The 22,174-nt window shown below is 50.1% G+C and carries 23 protein-coding genes; all 23 read left to right on the top strand.

Annotated features, from left to right (window positions below; all coding sequences use genetic code 11):
- Nucleotides 1-175 precede the first annotated feature (175 nt).
- The 23 genes from dprA to PSTEL_RS15705 all read left to right on the top strand — a co-directional run bounded on the left by dprA (nucleotide 176) and on the right by PSTEL_RS15705 (nucleotide 22,170).
- The gene (dprA, locus tag PSTEL_RS15815) at nucleotides 176-1,297 is read left to right on the top strand and encodes a DNA-processing protein DprA (protein WP_038696756.1); all 1,122 of its coding nucleotides are present in this window, start codon (nucleotides 176-178) and stop codon (nucleotides 1,295-1,297) included.
- Between the two features lie 564 nt (nucleotides 1,298-1,861).
- On the top strand, nucleotides 1,862-3,961 hold the full coding sequence (gene topA, locus PSTEL_RS15810; protein WP_038696754.1) for a type I DNA topoisomerase: 2,100 nt from the start codon (nucleotides 1,862-1,864) through the stop codon (nucleotides 3,959-3,961).
- Nucleotides 3,962-4,019: 58 nt separating this feature from the next.
- A complete protein-coding gene (trmFO, locus tag PSTEL_RS15805; protein WP_245625198.1) occupies nucleotides 4,020-5,390 on the top strand; it encodes an FADH(2)-oxidizing methylenetetrahydrofolate--tRNA-(uracil(54)-C(5))-methyltransferase TrmFO in 1,371 nt (456 codons plus the stop codon).
- Between the two features lie 30 nt (nucleotides 5,391-5,420).
- On the top strand, nucleotides 5,421-5,969 hold the full coding sequence (gene hslV / locus PSTEL_RS15800; protein ID WP_038696752.1) for an ATP-dependent protease subunit HslV: 549 nt from the start codon (nucleotides 5,421-5,423) through the stop codon (nucleotides 5,967-5,969).
- Nucleotides 5,970-5,997: 28 nt separating this feature from the next.
- Nucleotides 5,998-7,401 carry an ATP-dependent protease ATPase subunit HslU gene (hslU, locus tag PSTEL_RS15795; protein WP_038696750.1) on the top strand — a complete coding sequence of 468 codons (1,404 nt, stop codon included), beginning with the start codon at nucleotides 5,998-6,000 and terminating at the stop codon, nucleotides 7,399-7,401.
- Between the two features lie 382 nt (nucleotides 7,402-7,783).
- Nucleotides 7,784-8,191, top strand: coding sequence for a flagellar basal body rod protein FlgB (flgB, locus tag PSTEL_RS15790; protein WP_038696748.1), 408 nt, complete (start codon nucleotides 7,784-7,786; stop codon nucleotides 8,189-8,191).
- 6 nt (nucleotides 8,192-8,197) lie between these two features.
- Entirely contained in the window at nucleotides 8,198-8,644 is a 447-nt protein-coding gene (flgC, locus tag PSTEL_RS15785; RefSeq protein WP_038696746.1) for a flagellar basal body rod protein FlgC, read from the top strand.
- A gap of 106 nt (nucleotides 8,645-8,750) precedes the next feature.
- On the top strand, nucleotides 8,751-9,017 hold the full coding sequence (gene fliE / locus PSTEL_RS15780) for a flagellar hook-basal body complex protein FliE (RefSeq protein WP_052099258.1): 267 nt from the start codon (nucleotides 8,751-8,753) through the stop codon (nucleotides 9,015-9,017).
- Between the two features lie 34 nt (nucleotides 9,018-9,051).
- Nucleotides 9,052-10,638, top strand: coding sequence for a flagellar basal-body MS-ring/collar protein FliF (gene fliF / locus PSTEL_RS15775; RefSeq protein ID WP_038696741.1), 1,587 nt, complete (start codon nucleotides 9,052-9,054; stop codon nucleotides 10,636-10,638).
- A 4-nt stretch (nucleotides 10,639-10,642) separates the two neighbouring features.
- Nucleotides 10,643-11,659 (top strand): flagellar motor switch protein FliG, encoded by a 1,017-nt coding sequence (fliG, locus tag PSTEL_RS15770; protein ID WP_038696739.1) that lies wholly within the window; start codon nucleotides 10,643-10,645, stop codon nucleotides 11,657-11,659.
- Entirely contained in the window at nucleotides 11,652-12,503 is an 852-nt protein-coding gene (locus PSTEL_RS15765) for a FliH/SctL family protein (protein WP_038696737.1), read from the top strand. The genes fliG and PSTEL_RS15765 overlap by 8 nt, the downstream gene beginning before the upstream one ends.
- The gene (fliI, locus tag PSTEL_RS15760; protein ID WP_038701051.1) at nucleotides 12,496-13,809 is read left to right on the top strand and encodes a flagellar protein export ATPase FliI; all 1,314 of its coding nucleotides are present in this window, start codon (nucleotides 12,496-12,498) and stop codon (nucleotides 13,807-13,809) included. The genes PSTEL_RS15765 and fliI overlap by 8 nt, the downstream gene beginning before the upstream one ends.
- A gap of 10 nt (nucleotides 13,810-13,819) precedes the next feature.
- Nucleotides 13,820-14,263, top strand: coding sequence for a flagellar export protein FliJ (gene fliJ / locus PSTEL_RS15755; protein WP_038696735.1), 444 nt, complete (start codon nucleotides 13,820-13,822; stop codon nucleotides 14,261-14,263).
- 21 nt (nucleotides 14,264-14,284) lie between these two features.
- Nucleotides 14,285-15,220 carry a MotE family protein gene (locus PSTEL_RS15750; protein ID WP_052098546.1) on the top strand — a complete coding sequence of 312 codons (936 nt, stop codon included), beginning with the start codon at nucleotides 14,285-14,287 and terminating at the stop codon, nucleotides 15,218-15,220.
- 38 nt (nucleotides 15,221-15,258) lie between these two features.
- The gene (locus PSTEL_RS15745; protein ID WP_052098544.1) at nucleotides 15,259-16,734 is read left to right on the top strand and encodes a flagellar hook-length control protein FliK; all 1,476 of its coding nucleotides are present in this window, start codon (nucleotides 15,259-15,261) and stop codon (nucleotides 16,732-16,734) included.
- Nucleotides 16,735-16,760: 26 nt separating this feature from the next.
- A complete protein-coding gene (gene flgD, locus PSTEL_RS15740; protein WP_038696733.1) occupies nucleotides 16,761-17,240 on the top strand; it encodes a flagellar hook assembly protein FlgD in 480 nt (159 codons plus the stop codon).
- Complete coding sequence (locus PSTEL_RS15735; protein WP_038696731.1) at nucleotides 17,237-17,623, top strand: TIGR02530 family flagellar biosynthesis protein; 387 nt, start codon at nucleotides 17,237-17,239, stop codon at nucleotides 17,621-17,623. The genes flgD and PSTEL_RS15735 overlap by 4 nt, the downstream gene beginning before the upstream one ends.
- Nucleotides 17,624-17,731: 108 nt before the next feature.
- A complete protein-coding gene (flgG, locus tag PSTEL_RS15730) occupies nucleotides 17,732-18,550 on the top strand; it encodes a flagellar basal body rod protein FlgG (protein ID WP_038696729.1) in 819 nt (272 codons plus the stop codon).
- A 225-nt stretch (nucleotides 18,551-18,775) separates the two neighbouring features.
- Complete coding sequence (locus PSTEL_RS15725; protein WP_038696727.1) at nucleotides 18,776-19,000, top strand: flagellar FlbD family protein; 225 nt, start codon at nucleotides 18,776-18,778, stop codon at nucleotides 18,998-19,000.
- The gene (locus PSTEL_RS15720; protein ID WP_038696726.1) at nucleotides 18,997-19,467 is read left to right on the top strand and encodes a flagellar basal body-associated FliL family protein; all 471 of its coding nucleotides are present in this window, start codon (nucleotides 18,997-18,999) and stop codon (nucleotides 19,465-19,467) included. The genes PSTEL_RS15725 and PSTEL_RS15720 overlap by 4 nt, the downstream gene beginning before the upstream one ends.
- 30 nt (nucleotides 19,468-19,497) lie before the next feature.
- A complete protein-coding gene (gene fliM / locus PSTEL_RS15715) occupies nucleotides 19,498-20,496 on the top strand; it encodes a flagellar motor switch protein FliM (protein ID WP_038696723.1) in 999 nt (332 codons plus the stop codon).
- Nucleotides 20,486-21,778 (top strand): flagellar motor switch phosphatase FliY, encoded by a 1,293-nt coding sequence (gene fliY / locus PSTEL_RS15710; protein ID WP_038696721.1) that lies wholly within the window; start codon nucleotides 20,486-20,488, stop codon nucleotides 21,776-21,778. Before fliM ends, fliY begins: the two co-directional genes overlap by 11 nt.
- 26 nt (nucleotides 21,779-21,804) lie before the next feature.
- Complete coding sequence (locus PSTEL_RS15705) at nucleotides 21,805-22,170, top strand: response regulator (RefSeq protein WP_019910416.1); 366 nt, start codon at nucleotides 21,805-21,807, stop codon at nucleotides 22,168-22,170.
- The last annotated feature ends 4 nt before the right edge of the window (nucleotides 22,171-22,174 follow it).

Below are 22,174 nucleotides of genomic sequence, written 5' to 3'. Positions count from 1 at the left end.
TCAACGGATTTCAGGTATAATAGCGGCAAAGGTAAGCAACCTTTTATTTCCTAATGGGGATAAAAGGTTGCTTTTTTGCTGTCAGGATCGATCATGTGACGCAACAGTCTTGCTTTTGCTAATAGCTTGGACCAAAATAGGGGAGGTGCGCCTTCCGGACAGGAGTGCATGGCATATGAATAAACGGGACATTTTACTGGGACTTCACGAGGTGGAGGGGATTGGCTGGAAGAGCATCGACAAAATCCGCAAGGCGGGATTTTTGTCGGATTTGGCGTTTGAGCTGAAACAAGAGGATTGGGAAGATATCGGATTAACACCCAAATTATCGGCAAAACTTGCCGAGCGCTTCACTCCCGAATGGGTCAGTGAGCGAATCCGGCAGAACGGGTCCGCCGGGATCGGCTGCATAACTTTGCTTGACGCGGGCTATCCGGTTCGGCTGAAGGAGATCGCCCAGCCTCCGTGGGTGCTGTACTTTCGCGGCCGTGAAGAGCTTATGCATGCTCCGGGAATCGCAATCGTCGGTACCCGGGTTCCTACAGCGTACGGCAGGAGGGTGGGTTCCGTTCTTGCTGAAGAACTGGCGGATGGAGGTCTGAGCGTTGTTAGCGGATTGGCACGCGGAATTGACAGCGTATGTCATGAGGCCTCCTTGCAGCGGGCTGGAGGAACAATTGGGGTAATGGCGACACCGATGAACAAGGTGTATCCCCCGGAGAACCGGGAGCTTATGGAACGCATTGTACGTCATGGGCTTGTCGTGACAGAATACCCTTTTGGGACGAAGAGCCATCCGGGGTTATTCCCGCAGCGCAACCGGATTATTGCCGGATTGACCCTTGGAACTCTTGTGGTGGAAGCGGATAACCGCAGCGGCTCTCTAATTACAGCGGCAGCAGCGCTTGAATCCAACCGCGATGTGTTTGCCGTTCCTGGACCTATTACTTCTCCCAAGAGCAGAGGGACACTTGAACTGCTTAAACAGGGGGCTGGATTGGTTACGGAAGCGAGCGATATTCTGGATCTTTACAGCCATTATATTCCTGAAAAAGAGAAAAGTAGTGGCGATTCATCGGTCTTACAAACAGATTCCAACCGTCTTCAGCCGGAAAAGAATTTGACAAGTGCTGAGCTTCGCCTATACCATATACTGCATCAGGAGCCATGTACATTGGATGAGCTTCTGGAGAAGACCGGGCTCGATTTTGGACATTTGCATTCGGTTCTGTTATCTTTAATCGTAAAAAAAGCGGTAACATCCCTTCCAGGCTCGGTATATAAAGTGATAGGATAGGGAACTTGGTTTCAATTCCCCTTGGATAGGACAGGATGCGAGAGAGAGAACCAGCTGTAAAGGCTTAGTCTATAGATCGCAATCAAGTGTGCAGCAATGCAGCATCCACTGGTTGATCGAGCACCTGATAATCGGCTGCTGGTTGCTGACAAACTAAGGTCGGAGGATTATGCTTTCGATACGTGAGGGTGCTATCGCAGTGACTTTGCTTAGTGATTTCAGGGAAGTTATTATAACAATTTTAACGCTTGCTTCCGAAGAAAGTTCTACGAAGAACATACAAGTGGCTATGTAAACAAAACGAAGCGCCTGCTTCCGAATCTAATTCTGCGATGTCAGAACAAAGAGGCAGCACTTTGGGAATTAAGCGAATGCTTCTGAATCAATTTAACGAAGTAATTTCAGCGAGTAGTGCTATCAAAACTTAGCGGATGCTTTCGAAGTCAGTTTTGCGAAGAACATTCATGAAGCAACGCTTACAAAACTAAGCACGTGCTTCCGAAGTCAGTTTTGCGAAGAACATTCAAGGAGCAACGCTTACAAAACTTTTAGGAGGACGATTCTGTGGCGGATTCATTGGTCATTGTCGAGTCGCCGGCCAAGGCGAAGACGATTGGCAAATATTTAGGCAGCAAATATATCGTAAAAGCATCGATGGGACATGTTCGCGACCTGCCCAAGAGCCAGATCGGCGTGGAAGTCGAAAATGGCTTCAATCCCAAATACATTACAATCCGCGGGAAAGGCTCTGTGTTGAAAGAGCTTAAGGATGCGAGCAAAAAAGTTAAAAAAGTATATCTGGCGGCTGACCCGGACCGCGAAGGAGAAGCGATCGCCTGGCATCTGGCGCATGCTCTCGAACTGGACGATACCCAGGATTGTCGGGTTGTCTTTAACGAAATCACCAAGCAGGCAGTGAAGGACGCATTCAAGACTCCCCGCAAAATCAACATGGACCTTGTCAATGCCCAACAGGCCAGACGCATTCTGGACCGGCTCGTGGGCTACAAGATCAGTCCTCTTTTATGGAAGAAAGTCAAAAAAGGCCTCTCCGCAGGTCGCGTGCAATCCGTTGCCGTTAAGATCATTATGGACCGTGAGAATGAAATCTCGGCCTTCGTGCCTGAGGAATACTGGACGATTACGGCTAAGCTTGCCATCCGGGACACCTTGTTCGACTCGAAATTTTATAAGCTGAACGGTGAAAAGCTGGAACTTGGCAAGGAGAGCGACGTACAGAAAGTATTACAAGCGATTGAAGGCTCCGACTTTATTGTCTCCGAAGTGAAGGAGAAAGAAAGACAGCGTCACCCGTCGGCGCCGTTTACGACAAGCTCACTTCAACAGGAGGCGGCCCGCAAGCTGGGCTTCCGGGCGGCCAAGACCATGTCCGTCGCGCAGCAGCTGTACGAGGGTGTGGAGCTTGGCAAGGAAGGAACCGTTGGTCTCATCACGTATATGCGTACGGACTCCACCCGGATCTCGACTACGGCACAGGATGAAGCCCGGGAGCTGATTACAGGCAAGTACGGCGAGAACTTCTTGCCGGAGACTCCACGCCAATATTCGAAGAAAGCGGCCGGGACCCAGGATGCGCATGAAGCGATTCGTCCGACATCGGCCCTGCGGGAACCGGAATCCGTTAAAGAGTTCACCAGCCGCGACCAATTCAGACTGTATAAGCTGATCTGGGAACGTTTTGTCTCCAGTCAGATGGCTTCTGCCGTACTCGATACGCTGTCGGTGGATATCAAGGCGGGCGATGCCATTTTCCGGGCGGTCGGCTCCAAAGTGTCGTTTCCAGGCTTCATGAAGGTTTATGTGGAAGGGAACGACGACGGAACGACGGAGGAAGAGAAATATTTGCCCCAGCTTCAATCGGGGGATAAGCTCTCTGTTAAGGAAATCGACCCGAAGCAGCATTTCACACAGCCGCCTCCGCGATATACGGAAGCACGGCTCGTGAAGACGCTGGAGGAACTGGGAATCGGTCGTCCTAGTACGTACGCTCCGACTCTGGAGACAATCCAGAAACGCGGCTATGTCGCGATCGAAGAGAAGAAGTTCATGCCGACGGAGCTCGGAGAGCTCATTATCGAGCAGATGGAGCAGTTCTTCCCGGAAATTCTGGATGTCGAGTTTACAGCCCATATGGAAGGTGATCTCGACCACGTGGAGGAAGGCGTCGAAGATTGGGTTAAGGTACTGGGCGAATTCTACGAATCCTTCGAGAAGCGTCTGGAAGTCGCCGAAGAAGAAATGAAAGAGATCGAGATTGTCGATGAGGTCTCTGACGAGATTTGCGAGAAATGCGGCAAGCCGATGGTATATAAGCTAGGCCGTTTTGGCAAGTTCCTGGCCTGCTCGGGCTTTCCGGAGTGCCGGAACACCAAGCCGATCATCAAGGATATCGGTGTGGAATGTCCGAAATGCCATGAAGGCAAGGTTGTGGAGCGCCGGAGCAAGAAGGGCCGCGTCTTCTACGGATGCGACCATTATCCCGAGTGCGATTTCGTCTCATGGGATAAGCCGTCCGCGAAACCTTGTCCGGAATGCGGCTCCTGGATGATCGAGAAACGGAATAAGCAGGGCGTGAAGCTTCAGTGCACATCCTGTGACCACAGCGAAGTGCTGGAAGAGAATGAGGAAGAAGCGGCGGAGTAACTGAAGCCGCGGCCTGTTAATCATCAAGAGTTACGGAGGTCGTATCAAGTTGACAGAAATATTGCAGGATACATCCGGCCCGGTTAAGCCGGTCACCGTCATTGGAGCAGGATTGGCCGGCAGCGAGGCAGCCTGGCAAATCGCTTCGCGTGGAGTGCCGGTACGGCTGTATGAGATGAGACCGGTTGTGAAGACGCCGGCCCATCACACAGATAAATTCGCCGAGCTCGTATGCAGCAACTCGCTGCGTGCTAATGGCCTCGGGAACGCGGTCGGCGTTCTCAAGGAAGAAATGAGACGCCTTGGCTCTCTGGTGCTGGGTTCGGCAGATAAGCATGCTGTCCCAGCAGGGGGTGCGCTTGCTGTTGACCGTGACGGCTTCTCTGGCGAAATCACTGAGCGGCTTCATAGTCATCCGCTCGTCGAAGTTATAAATGAAGAACTCCAGCATATACCGGATGAAGGGATTGTCGTCATCGCCACAGGACCTTTAACTTCCCCTTCGCTGTCCGCGGAAATCAAGGAACTTCTTGGCGAGGAGTATTTCTACTTCTACGATGCGGCGGCGCCAATCGTGGAGAAGGACTCCATCGATATGAGCAAAGTCTATCTGGCTTCCAGATACGACAAGGGCGAAGCCGCTTATCTGAATTGTCCGATGAGTGAAGAAGAGTTTGATGTGTTTTACGATGCACTGGTCAATGCGGAGACAGCGACGCTAAAAGACTTTGAGAAGGAAATATACTTTGAAGGCTGCATGCCGATCGAGATCATGATGAAACGCGGCAAGCAGACAGCGCTGTTCGGACCGATGAAGCCGGTCGGTCTGCTCAACCCTCACACGGGCAAGCTTCCTTTCGCGGTCGTTCAACTCCGCCAGGATAATGCAGCCGGAACGCTCTATAACCTAGTGGGCTTTCAGACGCATCTGAAGTGGGGAGAGCAGAAGCGGGTCTTCTCGCTGATTCCCGGACTGGAAAATGCGGAATACGTGCGTTACGGGGTCATGCACCGCAATACCTTCATCAATTCGCCGAAAGTGCTGCATCCGACCTACCAGCTGAAGGAGCGCGGACGGCTGTTCTTCGCAGGCCAGATGACGGGGGTGGAGGGCTACGTGGAATCAGCTGCCTCCGGGCTTATCGCCGGTATCAATGCGACCAGAGCCGCACTTGGCGAGGAACTGCTGGTCTTCCCGGAAGATACGGTGCTCGGCAGCATGCCGGCTTACATTACGTCGGCCGATCCGGAGCATTTCCAGCCGATGAATGCCAACTTCGGTCTTCTGCCTAAACCGGAACGCCGGATTCGCAACAAAAAAGAGAAAAACGAGATGCTGGCACACCGGGCGCTGGACAGTCTGGCCGAATTTGCGGGGAAGACGGGATTGCCGCATAATGTGAATGAGGATATCGGGCAGAATAGCTAAACAAGTGCAGGCAATAAAGGAGGTAAGAGCATGATTCCGGAATTTCATGCAACGACAATCTGTGCGGTGCGTCATAACGGTGAAGCCGCCATCGCAGGCGACGGGCAGGTTACCTTTGGCGAGAATGTGATAATGAAGACGACGGCCAAGAAGGTCCGGCGGTTGTACAGAGGGCAGGTCATTGCCGGCTTTGCCGGCTCGGTGGCGGATGCCATCACGCTGTTCGAGAAGTTCGAAGGGAAGCTGGAGGAGCATCACGGCAATCTGCAGCGAGCAGCGGTTGAACTGGCCAAGGATTGGCGTCAGGACCGCGTGCTGCGCAAGCTTGAGGCACTCATGATCGTGATGGACAAGAACGGCATGCTGCTTATCTCCGGAGGCGGGGAAATCATCGAGCCGGACGACGATGTGCTGGCTATCGGCTCTGGAGGGAATTTCGCCCTGTCCTCGGCCCGGGCGCTTAAGCGCCATGCGACTAATTTGAGCGCAGCCGAAATTGCAAGAGAAGCGCTTGTGATTGCATCGGAAATTTGCGTGTATACGAATTCCAATATTATTGTCGAAGAGTTGAAGGCATAACCGACTTCAGGAGAGGTGGAAAATCGACATGGCGAACCAATCGCTCACTCCTCGGCAGATCGTTGCCGAGCTGGATAAGTATATTGTCGGCCAGAAGCAGGCCAAGAAATCGATGGCTGTTGCTCTGCGCAACCGGTTCCGGCGGGGACGTCTTCCGGAAGACGTTCGTGATGAAATTGTGCCTAAGAACATTCTGATGATCGGACCTACAGGGGTGGGCAAGACCGAAATTGCGAGACGGCTCGCGAAGCTGGTCAATGCGCCTTTTGTCAAGGTGGAGGCTACGAAATTTACCGAAGTCGGCTATGTTGGCCGCGACGTGGAATCCATGGTTCGTGATCTTGTCGAGACAGCGATCCGTATGGTGAAGCTGGAACGGACGGAGAAGGTGAAGGAACGTGCCGAGGAAATGGCCAATGAGCGGATCGTCCGCATTCTCGTTCCTTCCTCATCCAAGAGCAAAAGTCAACGCAATCCGCTGGAGATGCTGTTTGGCGGGGGTAACTCTCAGGAGGATGCCAAAGCAGACGATTCGGAAGGCGATGCATCGCTCGCAGAACAGCGCCGGGGCATCCGCTTCAAGCTGCTGGCCGGACAGCTCGAGGACGATATCATTGAAATCGATGTTGAGGACACATCCCCTACCATGCTCGATATGTTCGCCGGGCAGGGCAATGATCAGATGGGCATGAATATGCAGGAGATGTTCGGTAGCCTACTTCCAAAACGGACCAAGAAGCGCAAGCTGCCGATTCGGGAAGCCCGCAAGGTGTTGACCCAGGATGAGGCGAACAAGCTGATCGATATGGATGATGTCATTCAGGAATCTGTTGCGCGCGCGGAGCAGTCAGGCATTATTTTTATCGATGAAATCGACAAAGTGGCCAGCCAGGGAAAAGGTGCAGGTCCCGACGTTTCCCGTGAGGGTGTACAGCGTGACATTCTACCGATTGTTGAAGGCTCTACCGTCGTGACGAAATACGGCCCGGTTAAGACCGATTATGTGCTGTTTGTTGCGGCAGGCGCATTTCATGTAGCCAAACCTTCCGATCTCATTCCCGAGCTTCAAGGCCGTTTCCCGATCCGGGTGGAGCTGAACAGCCTGACACTGGAGGATTTCGTGTCCATTTTGAAGGAGCCCCAGAACGCGCTGACGAAACAGTATGCGCTTTTGCTGGCGACTGAGGATATCGAGATTGAATTCCAGGACGAGGCCATTTATGAAATTGCCAAAATCGCCGCTACGGTTAATCAGAACATGGAGAATATCGGGGCACGCCGTCTGCATACCATTTTGGAAAAACTTCTGGAGGATTTGTCTTTCGAGGCTCCGGAGTTGACACTTGATAAAATGGTAATTACGCCGGAGTATGTCCGGGAAAAACTGGCAGATATCGCGCAAGATCGCGACTTAAGCCAGTATATTCTTTGATTTCCCTACGCTTCTACCCGTTGTCTAGGTAAGAAGTAACGGTTAATTGGAGTTTGATGTCTAAAATAAGGGAATTTTCGGAACATTATGAAAGAGAGAAGAAATATCTGGTTAAAAATTGCCACAAATTGGATAAAAAGATCGCAAAGTCCTTTCTTTTTTAAAAAGATAGGGCTATTTTCTTATTGTAATATTATACAAATTCTAAGAGAATCAATATATACCAATTCGAGTTTCATAGTGTTTGGAAATTGTCGATCGCTAATTTTTCGGTGAAAATCCGGGAAAGGTCGCTTTTTTTATCAATTTTTGTCGATACAGAAGGATTTCAGGAAAAAATGTGGAATTCTTTTCATGATGAGTATTTGGAAAGGAGAAAAACATGGGATTGCTCAACAGCATCAGCTTTCAAAGGCTGCAGACAGGAATCGACGCCGCCACGTTGCGACAAAGCGCGCTGGCGAATAATGTAGCAAATGTCGATACACCCGGTTTTAAACGTTCCGATGTTTCGTTCGAAAGTTTGTTGCAGCAGGAAGAAAAAGGCATTAAGTCGACTCTGAACGCCAAAACAACCAATCCTCTTCATATCCAGTTCGGTAGTGCTGGTTCGGTTCCAACACCGACCACGCAAACCGACACGGAAACGTCCATGAACAACAACGAAAACAATGTTGACATCGACCGGGAAATGGCCCTGAGCGCAGAGAATCAGCTTCGCTACAATTCATACGTATCGCTGATTAACAATCAGATTACGATGATGCGATCGGCTATTGAAGGGAGATAGTAAAACATGAATTTTGGCAGTAGTTTTGGGATCAGCGCTTCGGCTTTAACTGCTCAAAGGCTGCGGATGGACGTCATTTCATCCAATATCGCCAACGCCGAAACAACACGCGCTTCCGTTGTCGACGGCAAGCCTGTGCCTTATCGCAGAAAGATGGTTGAGCTGGAATCAGTGAAAAGCGACAGCTTCTCCAATATCCTCCAATCGCAAATGAACAGTGGGACTCAAGGGGTACGCGTTCGCGCAATTACCGAAGATTCATCACCACTGAAGCCGGTCTACAATCCGACCCACCCTGATGCCGATGAAAATGGATATGTGTACATGCCGAATGTGGATACGACCAAGGAAATGGTGGACATGCTATCCGCTTCGCGCTCCTATGATGCCAATGTAACGATGTTCAATGCAAGCAAGGCGATGGTTACGAAGGCGCTTGAAATCGGCAAGTAATCAGATTTGCGGGTAACAAAGTATTGTGGTATAGACTGCAATTAATAATCAAGGAGGAGACAAGTTGAATATTGCGATTGGACAGCAGGTCGTAACCCCTCTACAGATGAAGACGACTGAAACCCAGTCAGTGGCAGGACTCGCGGATGGGGAATCCAAAGGCTTTGGCGCTTATCTTGAAGATGCCCTGAATCAGGTGGCGGCTCAGGAACAAAATGCAAAAGACATGAATAACAAGTTTGTTTTGGGAGAAGTGAATGTGGATGAAGCGATGATTTCCTCTCAGCAAGCGCTTCTCAGTCTTCAGCTGACTACTCAGGTCCGAAACAAAGTCATTGAAGCCTATCAGGAAATTATGAGAACGCAGATCTAAATAATCCCAGCTTGGTTTCGGATGAGGTGACACTGTGAATGAAAGATTCGCCCAATACAGGGACAGGATATCCCAGTATTGGAACAAATTCAGCGTTAAACAGAAGGTTCTGTTCTTTTCGACGCTGTTGATCATGATTATTATCATTATCGCTGTTACGATGCGACTCACCCGAACCGAATATGAAGTCGCCTTTCAGGACTTGGACAGCACCGATGCGGCGGGGGTTATCAATTACCTGGATACCTCCGGAATCAGCTACAAGCTGAGCGCGGACGGACACAGCATTTCCGTTCCGAGCACCGACGCCGCTCGGGTGAAAGTGGATGTCGGCTCACAAGGTATCGTTCAGGATGGATCGATCGGTTTCAAGGTTTTTGACGAGAGTTCATCCATGATCGGCACGACTGACAGCGAGTTTAATGTGAAGTATAACAACGCGCTTAACGGCGAGGTCCAACAGCTGCTTCAGAAGATGCAGGGAGTCAAGGACGCCAAGGTGCTCGTCAATTTGCCGAAAGAAACTGTGTTTGCCACCCAGGATGACCAGGAGAAAGCTTCGGCATCTGTTGTCCTTTCGTTCAAACCGGGATTCCGGCCGAGTCAGGACAATATCGACGGTTATTTCAATCTGGTGAAGACTGCTATTCCGAATCTGCCGATCGATAACATTACCATTACGAACGACGAGACGGAACTTATGCCATCGGCCAAGGGCGGCCAGAACGGCGTATCCAACCAGGTTGAAGAGAACTTCGCTCTTCAGAAAAAATTTGAAGATGAAGTCAAGAAAAATGTAAAAGCGTTTCTTGCTAATCTGACAGGTCCCGACAAAGTCGATGTCCTGGTCTTCTCCAAGCTTAATTTCGATAAAGAGAGCCGTAAAGAGGATCTCGTTACACCTGTTGATAACGAGAATATGAAGGGCATCGAAATCAGCTCGCAGATCATCAGCAACACGTATACGGGAACTGGCAACACAGATGGCGGGGTAGCGGGAACCGGCTCAGGAGATGTGTCGGGATATCCGACGAGCAGCAATACCGGGAACAGTACATCCGAGGAATCCTCCGAGACGCGAAACTACGAGGTCAACAGAATTACGAAGGATATCATTGCAACGCCATATACTGTAAAAGATTTAACCATTAATGTTGCAGTTGAACCACCTGATGGCCAAACAAGTTTGGATACCGCAACAAATGATGCTATTCGTACGATTTTGGTCAATATTGTCAGAGCATCGCTTGCGGATTCAGGAGTTACTTATACAGACGCTGACTTAACAAAAAAAGTTTCGGTCTCCGTGCAGCCAGTTGGTGTAAACACATCTGCTCAGAATGCGGGCGGTATGGCGAAATGGATGATTTGGGCAATTGCAGGAGCGGCGCTGCTGCTCGGCGCGGGCGGAGGATACTTCTTCTTACGCCGACGTCGCAGCGATGCGGAAGAGGAAACCGAAGACGAACCTCTTCAAATGCCGACGGAGTTCCCGTCTATCAATCTCGAGAGTGTAACGAACGAGAGCCAAGTACGCAAGCAGCTTGAAGGCCTGGCTAAGAAAAAGCCGGAAGAATTCGTAAACCTGCTGCGCACGTGGCTTGCAGATGAACAGAGGTGAACCTATGGCAAAGGCTGCACAGCAGGGTCTTAGCGGCCGACAAAAAGCAGCGATACTGCTTATTACTTTGGGGCCTGAAGTATCGGCCCAAATCTTCAAACATTTAAGAGACGAGGAAATCGAACAGCTCACGCTTGAGATCGCCAATGTTCGCAAGGTGGACAGCGGCGAGAAGGAAATGATCATGTCGGAGTTTCATCAGATTTGCCTCGCTCAAGAGTATATTTCTCAGGGCGGGATCAATTACGCCAAGGAAATTCTGGAGAAGGCGCTTGGTCAGCAAAAGGCTCTGGAAGTTATCAACAGGCTTACTGCTACACTACAGGTTAGACCATTCGACTTCGCTCGAAAAGCGGATCCGAATCAGATTCTGAACTTTATTCAGAATGAGAATGTTCAGACTATTGCTCTCGTTTTGTCCTATCTGCAGTTCGATCAGGCTGCATCCATCCTGTCGTCGCTTCCCCAAGAGAAGCAAGCGGAGGTGGCAAGAAGAATTGCAGTCATGGACAGCACTTCGCCGGAAGTTATATCCCAGGTCGAGAGAGTACTGGAACAGAAGCTGTCCGCTACCGTAACCCAGGATTATACAAATGCCGGCGGCATCGAATCGATTGTTCAAATTTTGAACGGCGTCGACCGCGGGACAGAGCGTACAATTCTGGATTCACTGGAAATTCAGGACCCGGAACTTGCCGAAGAAATCAAGAAGCGGATGTTCGTATTCGAAGATATCGTCAATGTGGATAACCGGTCCATCCAGCGGATTATCCGGGATATCGAGAATTCCGATCTGCAGCTTGCGCTCAAGGTTGCGAGCGAAGAAGTCCGGGATGTCATCTTCCGGAATATGTCCAAACGGATGGCGGAGACGTTCCGCGAAGAGATGGAATACATGGGGCCGGTTCGGCTGCGTGATGTTGAAGAGGCACAGACCCGCATCGTAGGCACGATTCGAAGACTGGAAGAATCGGGTGAAATTATAATTGCCCGCGGCGGAGGAGATGACATTATTGTCTAAACTGATCAAACACTCCCAATACGTTCCTGTTGATGTGCTGAAAAGGCTGGAAATAGCCAGGCAGCATGCCGGCATTCAGGAAGAAGAGAACCTTCAGTCCGAAAATCATGCTTCTGCAGCTTTTGTAGATCCCGCTTACGAAGCGACAGAGCAATCCCGGAGACAAATCTTGCATGATGCCAAGGAATTTGCGGAGGGCCAAGTGCGGGATGCCTCAATGGAAGCGGAGCGGATAATCGAAGCCGCCCGCGCCGAAGCGGAGGAGTGGTGGCAGAGCCGGAGAGATCAGGATGAGAACCTGGTCGAAGCGGTTAAGGCCGAAGCCTTTAGCAAGGGCTATGAGGAAGGGCTGTTGGAAGCCGAGAAAGAAATGCGCGAGAAACTTGCTATTGTAATGGAAGAAGCGCAGGCGGTTCTGACTGAGGCGTATAAGGCAAGAGATTTGATCATTCAGGAAGCGGAGCCTTTTTTGGTGGAGCTGAGCTGCGATATCGCCGAGAAAATAGTCGAGAAGCAGCTGACGATCGAGCCCGCATTTACCGTCGAACTGATAAAAAGAAACCTCGCCCGCAAACGGGAGCAAGGAATTATCTCCTTGTGCGTCGCGCCAAGCCAGTTCGCTTTTGTTAACGCGGCTCGCGAGGAACTTACACTGGCCATCGATTCCCAGGCAGAGCTTCAAATTCTTCCTGACTCGACGGTCAAGGATCACGGCTGTGTGATCCGGTCTTCTTTTGGAAGCGTGGACGCTCGAATTGACACCCAGCTGCAGGAAATCAAGAAAGAATTGATCAGAGTGGCGCTTGACAATGAGGATCACAGAAATGGTGAAGAGCATGCTTGATACCCGCAAATACAAAGAGCAGCTGAGGGGCTTTGATCCCGTTCGTATTAACGGAAAAGTTACTCAGGTTATCGGACTGATGGTGGAGTCGGAAGGGCCGGATGCCAGCATAGGCGATGTCTGTTACATCTATCCGGCAAAAGGAAGCAAACCGCTTAAGGCAGAGGTAGTCGGATTTCGCGACAATAAGGTGCTTCTGATGCCGTTGGGTGAGCTTCAAGCAATTGGACCTGGCTGTGATGTCGTCGGGACAGGCAAGCCTTTGAATGTTCAGGTTGGCTCCGAACTCCTAGGCAAAGTGCTTGACGGACTTGGACAACCTTTGGACGGTTCGCTTATCCCGGCACGAATGCCTTATAGTTCCACCTTTAACGCGCCATCCAATCCGCTTAATCGCCCGAGAGTGCAGGAGCCGATCAGCATCGGCGTCCGGGCTATTGATGGACTGCTAACGATTGGCAAAGGTCAGCGTGTCGGTATTTTTGCAGGATCAGGCGTTGGCAAGAGTACGTTAATGGGGATGATCGCCAGAAATACTTCTGCTGATGTCAATGTGATCGCGTTGATCGGCGAACGGGGAAGAGAAGTGCTGGATTTCATAGAACGGGATTTGGGGCCAGAAGGCTTGCAGCGTTCGGTTGTCATTGTTGCAACTTCTGACCAGCCCGCACTAATCCGCATCAAGGGAGCCCTTATCGCAACGACAATCGCCGAGTATTTTCGAGATCGCGGGTTGAACGTCATGCTCATGATGGACTCGGTCACCCGTTATGCAATGGCTCAACGCGAAGTGGGCTTGGCGGTCGGCGAGCCTCCGGCTATGAGAGGTTACACACCGTCGGTGTTTGCAAGCCTTCCGAAGCTGCTTGAACGTGCGGGTACCGGTCCAACCGGATCGATAACGGCTTTTTACACCGTTCTTGTTGACGGGGACGACATGAATGAACCAATTGCCGATGCGGTGCGCGGTATTCTGGACGGGCATATTGTTCTGAACCGCGGTATTGCGAACCGGGGACATTTTCCGGCGATTGATGTGCTGTCAAGCATCAGCCGGGTTATGAAAGACATCGCTCCTAGGGATCAGATCGCAGCGGCTGAGAATGTGAAGCGGTTGATGGCTGTCTATAAGGAGTCGGAAGATTTAATTAATATTGGAGCCTACCAAAGAGGATCGAACGCTCAAATCGACGAGTCAATCTTTTATATAGACCGGATTTGGGAGTTCACCAGACAAAAAGTTGACGAGAAGACGACCCTTTCCGAAGTCCAGCAGGATTTAATCTCCCAGTTCTCAAGGAGTTGAATGGTAATTCATGAAATTTAATTATAATTTCCAGAAGGTCGTTGATTTGAAGGGCAATGAACGCACGCAAGCCGAGTGGATGCTGTCCAGTGCGTTAGGCGAGCTTGAAGCACAAGAGAAGAGCTTGGCGGAACTAATGGAACAGCGGAACGAAATGCTGTTTCAACTTCAGGCGGCGGCAGAGCAGTGCTCATCCATGAATAAGATCAGGGAATTACAGGACTACGTCGACTTTTTGGAAAACCGTATCGTCCATAAGCATCAGCAAATCAACGCTGCGCATCAAAAGGTCGTGCGTAAGCAGGACGAACTCAACGAGAAGGCTCTGGACGAAAAGGTGTGGCTCAAAGCCAGAGAAAAGGCGCTTTCCCTTTTCCAGCACAATATGAACTTGCGGGAACAGAATGATTTGGACGAGATGGCTACGGTCCGCTTCGCGATGAAGTCCCTGTAAGATTTGGAGGTCTTGAAACTCTTGGCACAGAACGATATGGAGCTGGAGAACGAAGGGGCGGCAGGCAAATTTGAACGGTTTCTTTTTCTGATGATTCCAATTCTATTTACGCTCGTGCTGATCGGCGTTCTGCTGGCGCTCTTTAATATGGATTATCGAAATGACATGCTTAAGCTGGCCAATAAAATCCCGATTGTGGAGAAATGGATTCCCGATCCTGAGACGACAGAGGCGGACAGCGCGGATACGAAGGACAAGCAGACTGAAAGCTCATCTTCCACGATCAAGAAGCTGAAGAGTCAGCTTGCGGAACAAGAGGCTAAAGTTAAAGAGCTGACGAAGCAGAAGACGGCGCAGGATCAGCAGGTCAAGAGCCTGCAGGATCAAATCAAGTCGCTTCAGACCGCTCAAGATGCAAGCGCGCCTACTCCTTCGCCTACGGAGGATCCTCACGCGAAAGCTGTTGCAGATATGACCAAGCTGTATGCGGGAATGAAGCCGGCAAACGCTGCTAATATCATGAAGAATATGACTACGGATGAGGTTGTACAACTGCTTAGCGGTATGAACAATGAGAGCAAATTGGCGATTCTCGAAAAAATGGATCCCAAAACGGCGGCGGATGTTTCAGTAAAGCTAAAAGAATCGACCGATTCTTCCGATATGGCTATTGCAGCCCTTCAATCGAGACTCAATCAGCAATCGTCCGCATCGACAGGATCAACCAGCAGCGGAAATCTCGACAAGGCGACGCTAACACAGACATTCACTTCAATGCCTGCAACCGAGGCAGCCAAGCTGCTGTCTTCCATGTACAGCGTCAGCCCGGATAAGGTAGTCACGATTCTCAGCTCGGTAAGTGACAGCGTGAGATCTTCGATTCTTGCCGAGATGACCAAGAACGACACCAACGGTGAAACGGCCAAGATTGTGAACAGGCTGATGGGCGGCAAATAAGATTATAAAACTGTACTTGAAAGGAGGTGAAAACAAATATGAGTCTCGTATTTCAAATGATGTCTTTAGGTGCAGGAATGACAGGCAAAACCTCTGGAACAGGCACCGCTAACCAGACCAATGTTCAGGGAACGTCAGCAGCAGGGTTATTCTCGCAAACGTTGATTCAGACCCTGGGCGGCCAAAGTCTGAGCGGGAAGCTCGGCGATGGTGAAACGGCGATCAATCTGCAAAGCCTTGCGGCTATTTTGCAGGGAGCGAACAACACCAATCAGGGCGACGATACTAAACCGGCAACCCTGGGAGAACTGGTGGAAGAAATCATCCCGGAGCTTGGGAAGCTAGATGATGCAATCGAGTCAGATCCTGCTTTGTTGGCTGCACTTCAAGGCTGGCTTGCACAAGCTGCCGCAGTGCTGGCGGGCAATGATCAGGCTGAACCCGGGCAACAGACAGAATTGACTGCTCTCGCGGAGAATCCGGCGACAGTAAGATTTGCCGTTCAAGATCAACTGAACAATCTGGCTGCAATACTTAATGAGGCTTCAGCGGGAACTGAGACCACCAAGCTTCAGGCTCAGAAACTAGTTGCAAGCTTTGCTTCAATCTTTGAACCCATCATGGACAACGTACAGCCTAACTCTGTTAATAATGCCTTTGCACCTGTTCAGGTGTTAGGTACTGAAGAAATCAATCAGCCGCTTCAGAGTAAAAATGTGAAAATTGACAGTCAATTGGTTCAAGTCCTGCAGGGACATCAGAATCCGGTTGTCGCGAATGCTGCCGGGAATCATTCTGAAACCGCTGTGTCGTCAGACAACTCGGACCCGGTTACACTGCTTCAGGAGCTTAAGGCTAGCCTGAGCACAGCCGCGAAGGAATCCTCAAACGGCCAAGGTCAAGACGGGGCGCTCAACCAGGAAGATACGAATAAGGGTGCGCAGGACGATGGGAAAATTGTTACAGCCGGCCAGCTTCTGATGAAAGATGGTATTACCGGATCGGCTAAAGCCGAGATTCAACAGCCTGTGCCCGTTCGAAAGTTCTCTGAAGAAATGACCAAACTGATCACCGGCAAGCTTGAAATTGTCAAGAAGAATGGAGTTGCCGAGGCAACGATCTCTTTGTTTCCGGAGAATCTGGGGCAGGTTGACGTCAAGATCACTCTTCAGAACGGTCAAGTCGTCGCACAATTCATGACAGAACACTCCAATGCAAAGAGCCTGCTTGAGAATCAAATGTCTCAGCTTCGCGCAGCGCTTCAGTCGCAAGGACTGCAGGTTGAGAAGTTGGAGGTCACACAGAACACGTCTTCACCACAATCCCAGCTGTTCCAGGAAGGCCGGCAGTCTAACTCTGGCGGACAGAATTCTGAACGGCGTTCCAAGGAGCGCAACGTTCAAAGCGAGGATGCCATTCTCGCAGCGGAACTTGATGGAGAGTTGAAGGAATGGCGTGCGACTGAGAGACAGAACCTGCAGAGTCATGCAGGCCAATTCTCAGCGAAAGCCTAAGTCTACCAAAAGGGAGGTGAACACAAATGGCATCCACGGACAGTATCATTTCCACATCGAATGTCTGGCCGAACTATTCATCATCGAACGTAGCCAATGTCAACTCTTCCACCAACAAGACCGGCAGCTCGACACTTGGCAAAGACCAGTTTCTGAAGATTTTGATTACCCAGCTTCAGAATCAGGACCCGATGCAGCCGATGGAAGACAAAGAGTTTATCGCTCAAATGGCTCAGTTCTCGTCGGTAGAGCAATTAATGAATATCTCCACTCAGCTTAATACGTTAAATCAATCACTTGGCGCGGTTTCCGGTCTAATCGGGAAAAATGTCAGCTGGCTCGACGCTTCGACTTCTCTGGAACAATCGGGAATCGTAGATTCGATCGTTGTCAGCAGCGGCGTTCAATATGCGATTGTAGGCAAGGATAAGATTGCCCTAACCGATATTACGAAGATCCAGAATGCGGATACCGCGGCTTCTACGGAAAGCGGGTCATCTTCATGAATGAAAAAATGACAGTCGGTCAAATGTATACCGGCGTTCGCCATCCGGGAATAGTAGCGCGCCCGGGCAGCAGCCAAGCTTCGGCTAAATCATCCGATGTGTCTTTCGAGAGCATGCTGCAGCAGAATATGCTGAAGTTCAGCAATCATGCTGCCAAGCGTCTAGAGCAGCGGGGGATTCAGCTCGGAACACAGCAATTGGACCAGATCAACTCGGCCGTTGAACAAGCGGCGGCAAAAGGAAGCAAGGAATCGCTCATCCTGATGAAGGACTTGGCGTTCATCGTCAACATTCCGAATCGCACCGTCGTGACAGCCATGGATGGAAGTTCAATGAAGAACAATGTTTTTACGCAGATCGACAGTACTGTAGTTATTTCTTAACCGGCTGGCCCTAACGGAATGCCGGAGAACCGCCGACCGACAGACGCGGTTCATAACAATAAACATCCGGGAGCTAAGATTAGCTCCACCAATGGGAGGATCTATTAAATGTTAAGATCAATGTACTCCGGTGTTTCAGGCATGCGCGGCTTTCAGACGAAGCTGGACGTCATCGGCAATAACATCGCCAATGTCAACACAACAGGCTTCAAATCCTCGCGGGTAATGTTCAAGGATATTATGAGCCAGACGGTATCCGGCGTTACCGCTCCAACTGACGGCGGAGCCGGCGGTGTCAATGCCAAACAAATCGGTCTGGGCGTAAGCATCGGATCGGTAGACACGCTTCACCTGGCAGGCAGTGCCCAAACTACCAATAACCCTACCGATTTGCGGATCGACGGCGACGGTTTCTTTCTTGTCAAACTTAATGACGATCAAGAGACTCCGTTCCTGACTCGCGCAGGTGATTTCCATGTTGATGCGAGCCGAAATCTGGTTAACTCGGACGGTCTCCATGTACTGGATTCCTCAGGCGAAGCCATTGTTCTGGGTGACGATGTAACCTCCTTCTCCATTGGCAGTGACGGCACCATTATTCAGTCAATGAGCGACGGCACTACACAGGCTGGGGTACAGATCGGCGTGGCGAAGGTCAGCAACCCACAGGGGCTTGAGAAGATTGGCGGCAATCTTTACCGTATGACGCTGAATGCCAATGCGGAAGGCGCCCTTGAGCCTACAACCGCCAACAACACAGAATCAGGAACTGGCGCAATCGTCGCCGGACAGCTCGAAATGTCAAACGTTGATTTGACAGGCGAGTTCACAGAAATGATTGTGGCGCAGCGCGGCTTCCAGGCTAACTCCCGCATTATTACCACTTCGGATGAGGTGCTTCAGGAAGTCGTTAATCTGAAACGGTAAGTAGGCTTATAGAGCCGGGAAGTTTTTGGTATACGCAGCTGCAAGTTTTGCATTATAATAGACTCGTTTCGCTTTTTTATAGCATTATCTTCATTATCCGGTCAAAGCTTCCTTTGGCCGGATAGTGGGGATACAAGCCGCACGCCGATTATCCGTTTTACTATTTACCAGAAATGCTGCGAAGTCTGCTGCAGACGCGCGCTCTTCTGACATAGGAGGCCTAGTATGATCTCGGTAACACGATTAAACGGATCGCCAATGTGGCTTAATGCCCTTCTGGTAGAAATGGTGGAGGAAAACCCGGACACCTATATCACACTGGTAACGGGCAAAAGGCTGATTGTTCTTGAAAAAGCCGATGAGGTTATAGCCAAAATCAGGGACTACAATAAGGATATCGGCGCAAATTCCGCTACCATTAAAGTCCAAACACTGGAGGAGCTTTCATGAAAAAGATGCTGCCTTGGCTGATTACGATTTTACTCGCAATTACTTTGATCGTGGTCGCCGCATTTCTGTTATTGAACAAGATTTTCCCAAGTGACACGAACAATCCTGTAAATGAAGTAGCTCAGCAGGTCGAAACCAAGAACCTGACGGCTGATCAAATCGTTGAGCTGACTTCTGAAATATCAGAGATCAAGACTAACCTTGCAGACCCCGATTACATCGTTCAAATAAACTTCGCGTTCCAACTGGATACAGCAAAGGCGAAAGAAGAGTTTGAGAAAATCAAGGATATCAAAATCAAACCGCTGATTATCAAGACCCTGGCCGATGTGAAACCGCAGGAACTTAGCGGAGCAGCAGGCAAGGATCAGTTGTGCAGCAAGCTGCTTAATCTGATCAATAAGACTCTGCCAGAGGGTAAAGTGACTCAGGTAGAAATAACCAATTATATATTGGCATCCATGTAACAGGATTAAAGCAGCCAAGGGGGTGATTGAGTGGTTGATGTACTATCGCAAAATGAAATTGACGCTCTGCTTGCCGCCCTTTCATCTGGCGAGATGGACGCAGACGAACTAAAAAAAGAAGAAACTCAGCGAAAAATCCGCTCCTATGATTTCAAGAGGGCATTGCGTTTCTCCAAGGACCATATCCGAAGTCTGACGAGGATTCACGAGAATTTCGCACGATATCTCACGACATATTTTTCAGCACAGCTGCGGACCTTTGTTCAGATCAATGTGGTTCAGGTAGAGCAACTGCCCTATGATGAATTCATCCGTTCCATTCCCAAAATGACGATATTGAACATCTTTGAAGCCGAGCCATTGGAAGGCCGAATGGTTATGGAAGTTCACCCCAATATCGCATATGCAATGCTGGACCGGCTGTTAGGCGGGGTTGGAACCGCGCCTACCAAGGTAAACACTCTGACTGAAATCGAAACTACCATAATGGAGCGTATATTCAGCCGCTGCTTCGAGAGCCTTCAGGAGGCCTGGAAGACCGTATTGGATATTGAGCCCCGATTAGAGGCTCTTGAGACTAATCCGCAGTTTATGCAGATTGTGTCGCCCAATGAGACCATTGCTCTGATATCCCTTAGCACGAAGATCGGGGATACGACAGGCATGATCAATCTATGTATCCCGCATGTTGTGCTTGAACCAATTATGGCAAGACTCTCGGTGCATCAATGGTTTGTCTCCGAGAAGAAGACACGGGACGATCAGGAAATTCAAGCCATACGAGATAACGTAACGAAAGCACAGCTTCCGATCGTTGCCGAGCTTGGCGAGTCGAGAATTTCTGTTTCCGAGTTTTTAGGTCTGAGCGTAGGTGATGTAATATCACTGAACCGGACTGTTGAAACTGGTCTTTCAATTAAGGTTGGCAACATACCGAAATTTATCGGAAGCCCGGGAGTAGTTAAAGATCGGGTCGCTGTACAGATTGACGAGATTGTCAATGAAGGAGTTGAAGAGCTTGACGAGTAAGGACTATTTATCCCAGGAAGAAATCGATGCTCTTTTAAAACAATCTGCCGAAGGCACAGACTCGCCAGCTGCGAAGACTGTGGATGACTTTCTGACGCCTTTTGAACAGGATGCCCTGGGTGAAATCGGGAACATCACGTTTGGCAGCGCGGCAACGGCCTTATCTACCCTGCTTGGTAAAAAGGTCGATATTACGACACCGCAGGTTTCGATCATTACACGCAGTGAATTTGAAGTGGCTTTTCCGAAGCCGCATGTTGCCGTACATGTTCAATACGTGGACGGTTTCCAGGGGATTAACTCCCTCGTAATCAAAATCCGCGATGCTCAAGTTATTGCGGACCTTATGCTTGGAGGAAGCGGAGAGCCCAAGGATGAGGAATTGAACGAGATTCATATCAGCGCGGTTCAGGAAGCGATGAATCAGATGATGGGTTCGTCCGCAACCTCGATGTCTACGATCTTTAACCGGTTCGTTAATATTTCGCCGCCGGGCATTGATATCCTGAACATGTCGAGCGGTGAAGGAGTGGGAAGTCTTCCTGAAGAGGAGACACTGATCAAAATCTCGTTCCGTCTGACAATCGGGGATTTGATCGATTCCACCATCATGCAGCTTCTGCCTGTTTCATTCTCCAAGAATATGGTGTCAATGCTGATCGGGGATGCAGCAGCTGAAGAACCGGCCGCAGCGGTCGAAGCGCCGGCTCAACCGGCTTCTCAACCGGCTCAGGCTCCTGTACAGCAGACACCTCCGGCAGGTGCGCCTGAAGCCCAGACGCCTCCGCAAGGTCAGCAGCCTTATCCGGGAATGCCGGAAGGCGGCTATTACTATCCGCCATATGGAATGCCGCCTTACGGAATGCCTGGAGCGATGCCTCCTTATGGAGCGCCGCCTCAAGGAACGCCGTATCCACAAGCTGCGCAGACGCCTCCTCCTGCCGCACCGCCAGCCCGGAACGTAAACGTACAGCCGGTGCAGTTCGGCAATTTGAGCGGCAACGTGTACGGCAACGTCGACGAAAATAATTTAAACTTATTGATGGACATTCCCCTGAAGGTCACCGTAGAATTAGGAAGGACCCAGAAGCAAATTAAGGATATTCTTGAAATGTCTCAAGGCTCAATCATCGAGCTGGATAAGCTCGCCGGTGAGCCTGTTGATATCCTGGTGAACAACAAGCTGATTGCCAAGGGAGAAGTTGTGGTAATCGACGAGAACTTCGGGGTTCGCGTAACGGATATCGTAAGCCAATGGGACCGGATGCAAAAATTACAATAAGCAAAAATTAGGGAGGATTTTCTTAAATGGCTAACCGAATTTTGATCGTAGACGATGCTGCTTTTATGAGAATGATGATTCGCGATATTTTGTCCAAAAATGGGTTCGAAGTAGTAGGGGAAGCCCAGGACGGTTCCCAGGCGATTGAAAAATTCAAAGAACTGCGCCCCGACTTGATTACAATGGATATTACCATGCCTGAAATGGACGGCATCGCAGCATTGAAGGAAATTAAGAAGGTTGACGCTAACGCGAAAGTCATTATGTGCTCCGCAATGGGCCAGCAAGCTATGGTAATCGACGCCATTCAAGCCGGCGCTAAGGACTTTATCGTTAAGCCATTCCAAGCTGACCGCGTTATCGAAGCCATTAACAAAACGCTTGGCGTTTAGGAGT

Origin of the sequence: Paenibacillus stellifer, from assembly GCF_000758685.1 — a bacterium.
GTDB lineage: Bacteria > Bacillota > Bacilli > Paenibacillales > Paenibacillaceae > Paenibacillus_AQ > Paenibacillus_AQ stellifer.
This window is presented reverse-complemented; position numbering and strand designations above follow the sequence as displayed.

What these genes read in the sequence shown, in the direction of transcription:
- dprA (WP_038696756.1), top strand. Translation starts at nt 176, where the DNA reads ATGAATAAACGGGACATTTTACTGGGACTTCACGAGGTGGAGGGGATT.
- hslV (WP_038696752.1), top strand. Translation starts at nt 5,421, where the DNA reads ATGATTCCGGAATTTCATGCAACGACAATCTGTGCGGTGCGTCATAAC.
- hslU (WP_038696750.1), top strand. Translation starts at nt 5,998, where the DNA reads ATGGCGAACCAATCGCTCACTCCTCGGCAGATCGTTGCCGAGCTGGAT.
- flgB (WP_038696748.1), top strand. Translation starts at nt 7,784, where the DNA reads ATGGGATTGCTCAACAGCATCAGCTTTCAAAGGCTGCAGACAGGAATC.
- flgC (WP_038696746.1), top strand. Translation starts at nt 8,198, where the DNA reads ATGAATTTTGGCAGTAGTTTTGGGATCAGCGCTTCGGCTTTAACTGCT.
- fliE (WP_052099258.1), top strand. Translation starts at nt 8,751, where the DNA reads ATGAAGACGACTGAAACCCAGTCAGTGGCAGGACTCGCGGATGGGGAA.
- fliG (WP_038696739.1), top strand. Translation starts at nt 10,643, where the DNA reads ATGGCAAAGGCTGCACAGCAGGGTCTTAGCGGCCGACAAAAAGCAGCG.
- fliI (WP_038701051.1), top strand. Translation starts at nt 12,496, where the DNA reads ATGCTTGATACCCGCAAATACAAAGAGCAGCTGAGGGGCTTTGATCCC.
- fliJ (WP_038696735.1), top strand. Translation starts at nt 13,820, where the DNA reads ATGAAATTTAATTATAATTTCCAGAAGGTCGTTGATTTGAAGGGCAAT.
- PSTEL_RS15745 (WP_052098544.1), top strand. Translation starts at nt 15,259, where the DNA reads ATGAGTCTCGTATTTCAAATGATGTCTTTAGGTGCAGGAATGACAGGC.
- flgD (WP_038696733.1), top strand. Translation starts at nt 16,761, where the DNA reads ATGGCATCCACGGACAGTATCATTTCCACATCGAATGTCTGGCCGAAC.
- PSTEL_RS15735 (WP_038696731.1), top strand. Translation starts at nt 17,237, where the DNA reads ATGAATGAAAAAATGACAGTCGGTCAAATGTATACCGGCGTTCGCCAT.
- flgG (WP_038696729.1), top strand. Translation starts at nt 17,732, where the DNA reads ATGTTAAGATCAATGTACTCCGGTGTTTCAGGCATGCGCGGCTTTCAG.
- PSTEL_RS15725 (WP_038696727.1), top strand. Translation starts at nt 18,776, where the DNA reads ATGATCTCGGTAACACGATTAAACGGATCGCCAATGTGGCTTAATGCC.
- PSTEL_RS15720 (WP_038696726.1), top strand. Translation starts at nt 18,997, where the DNA reads ATGAAAAAGATGCTGCCTTGGCTGATTACGATTTTACTCGCAATTACT.
- PSTEL_RS15705 (WP_019910416.1), top strand. Translation starts at nt 21,805, where the DNA reads ATGGCTAACCGAATTTTGATCGTAGACGATGCTGCTTTTATGAGAATG.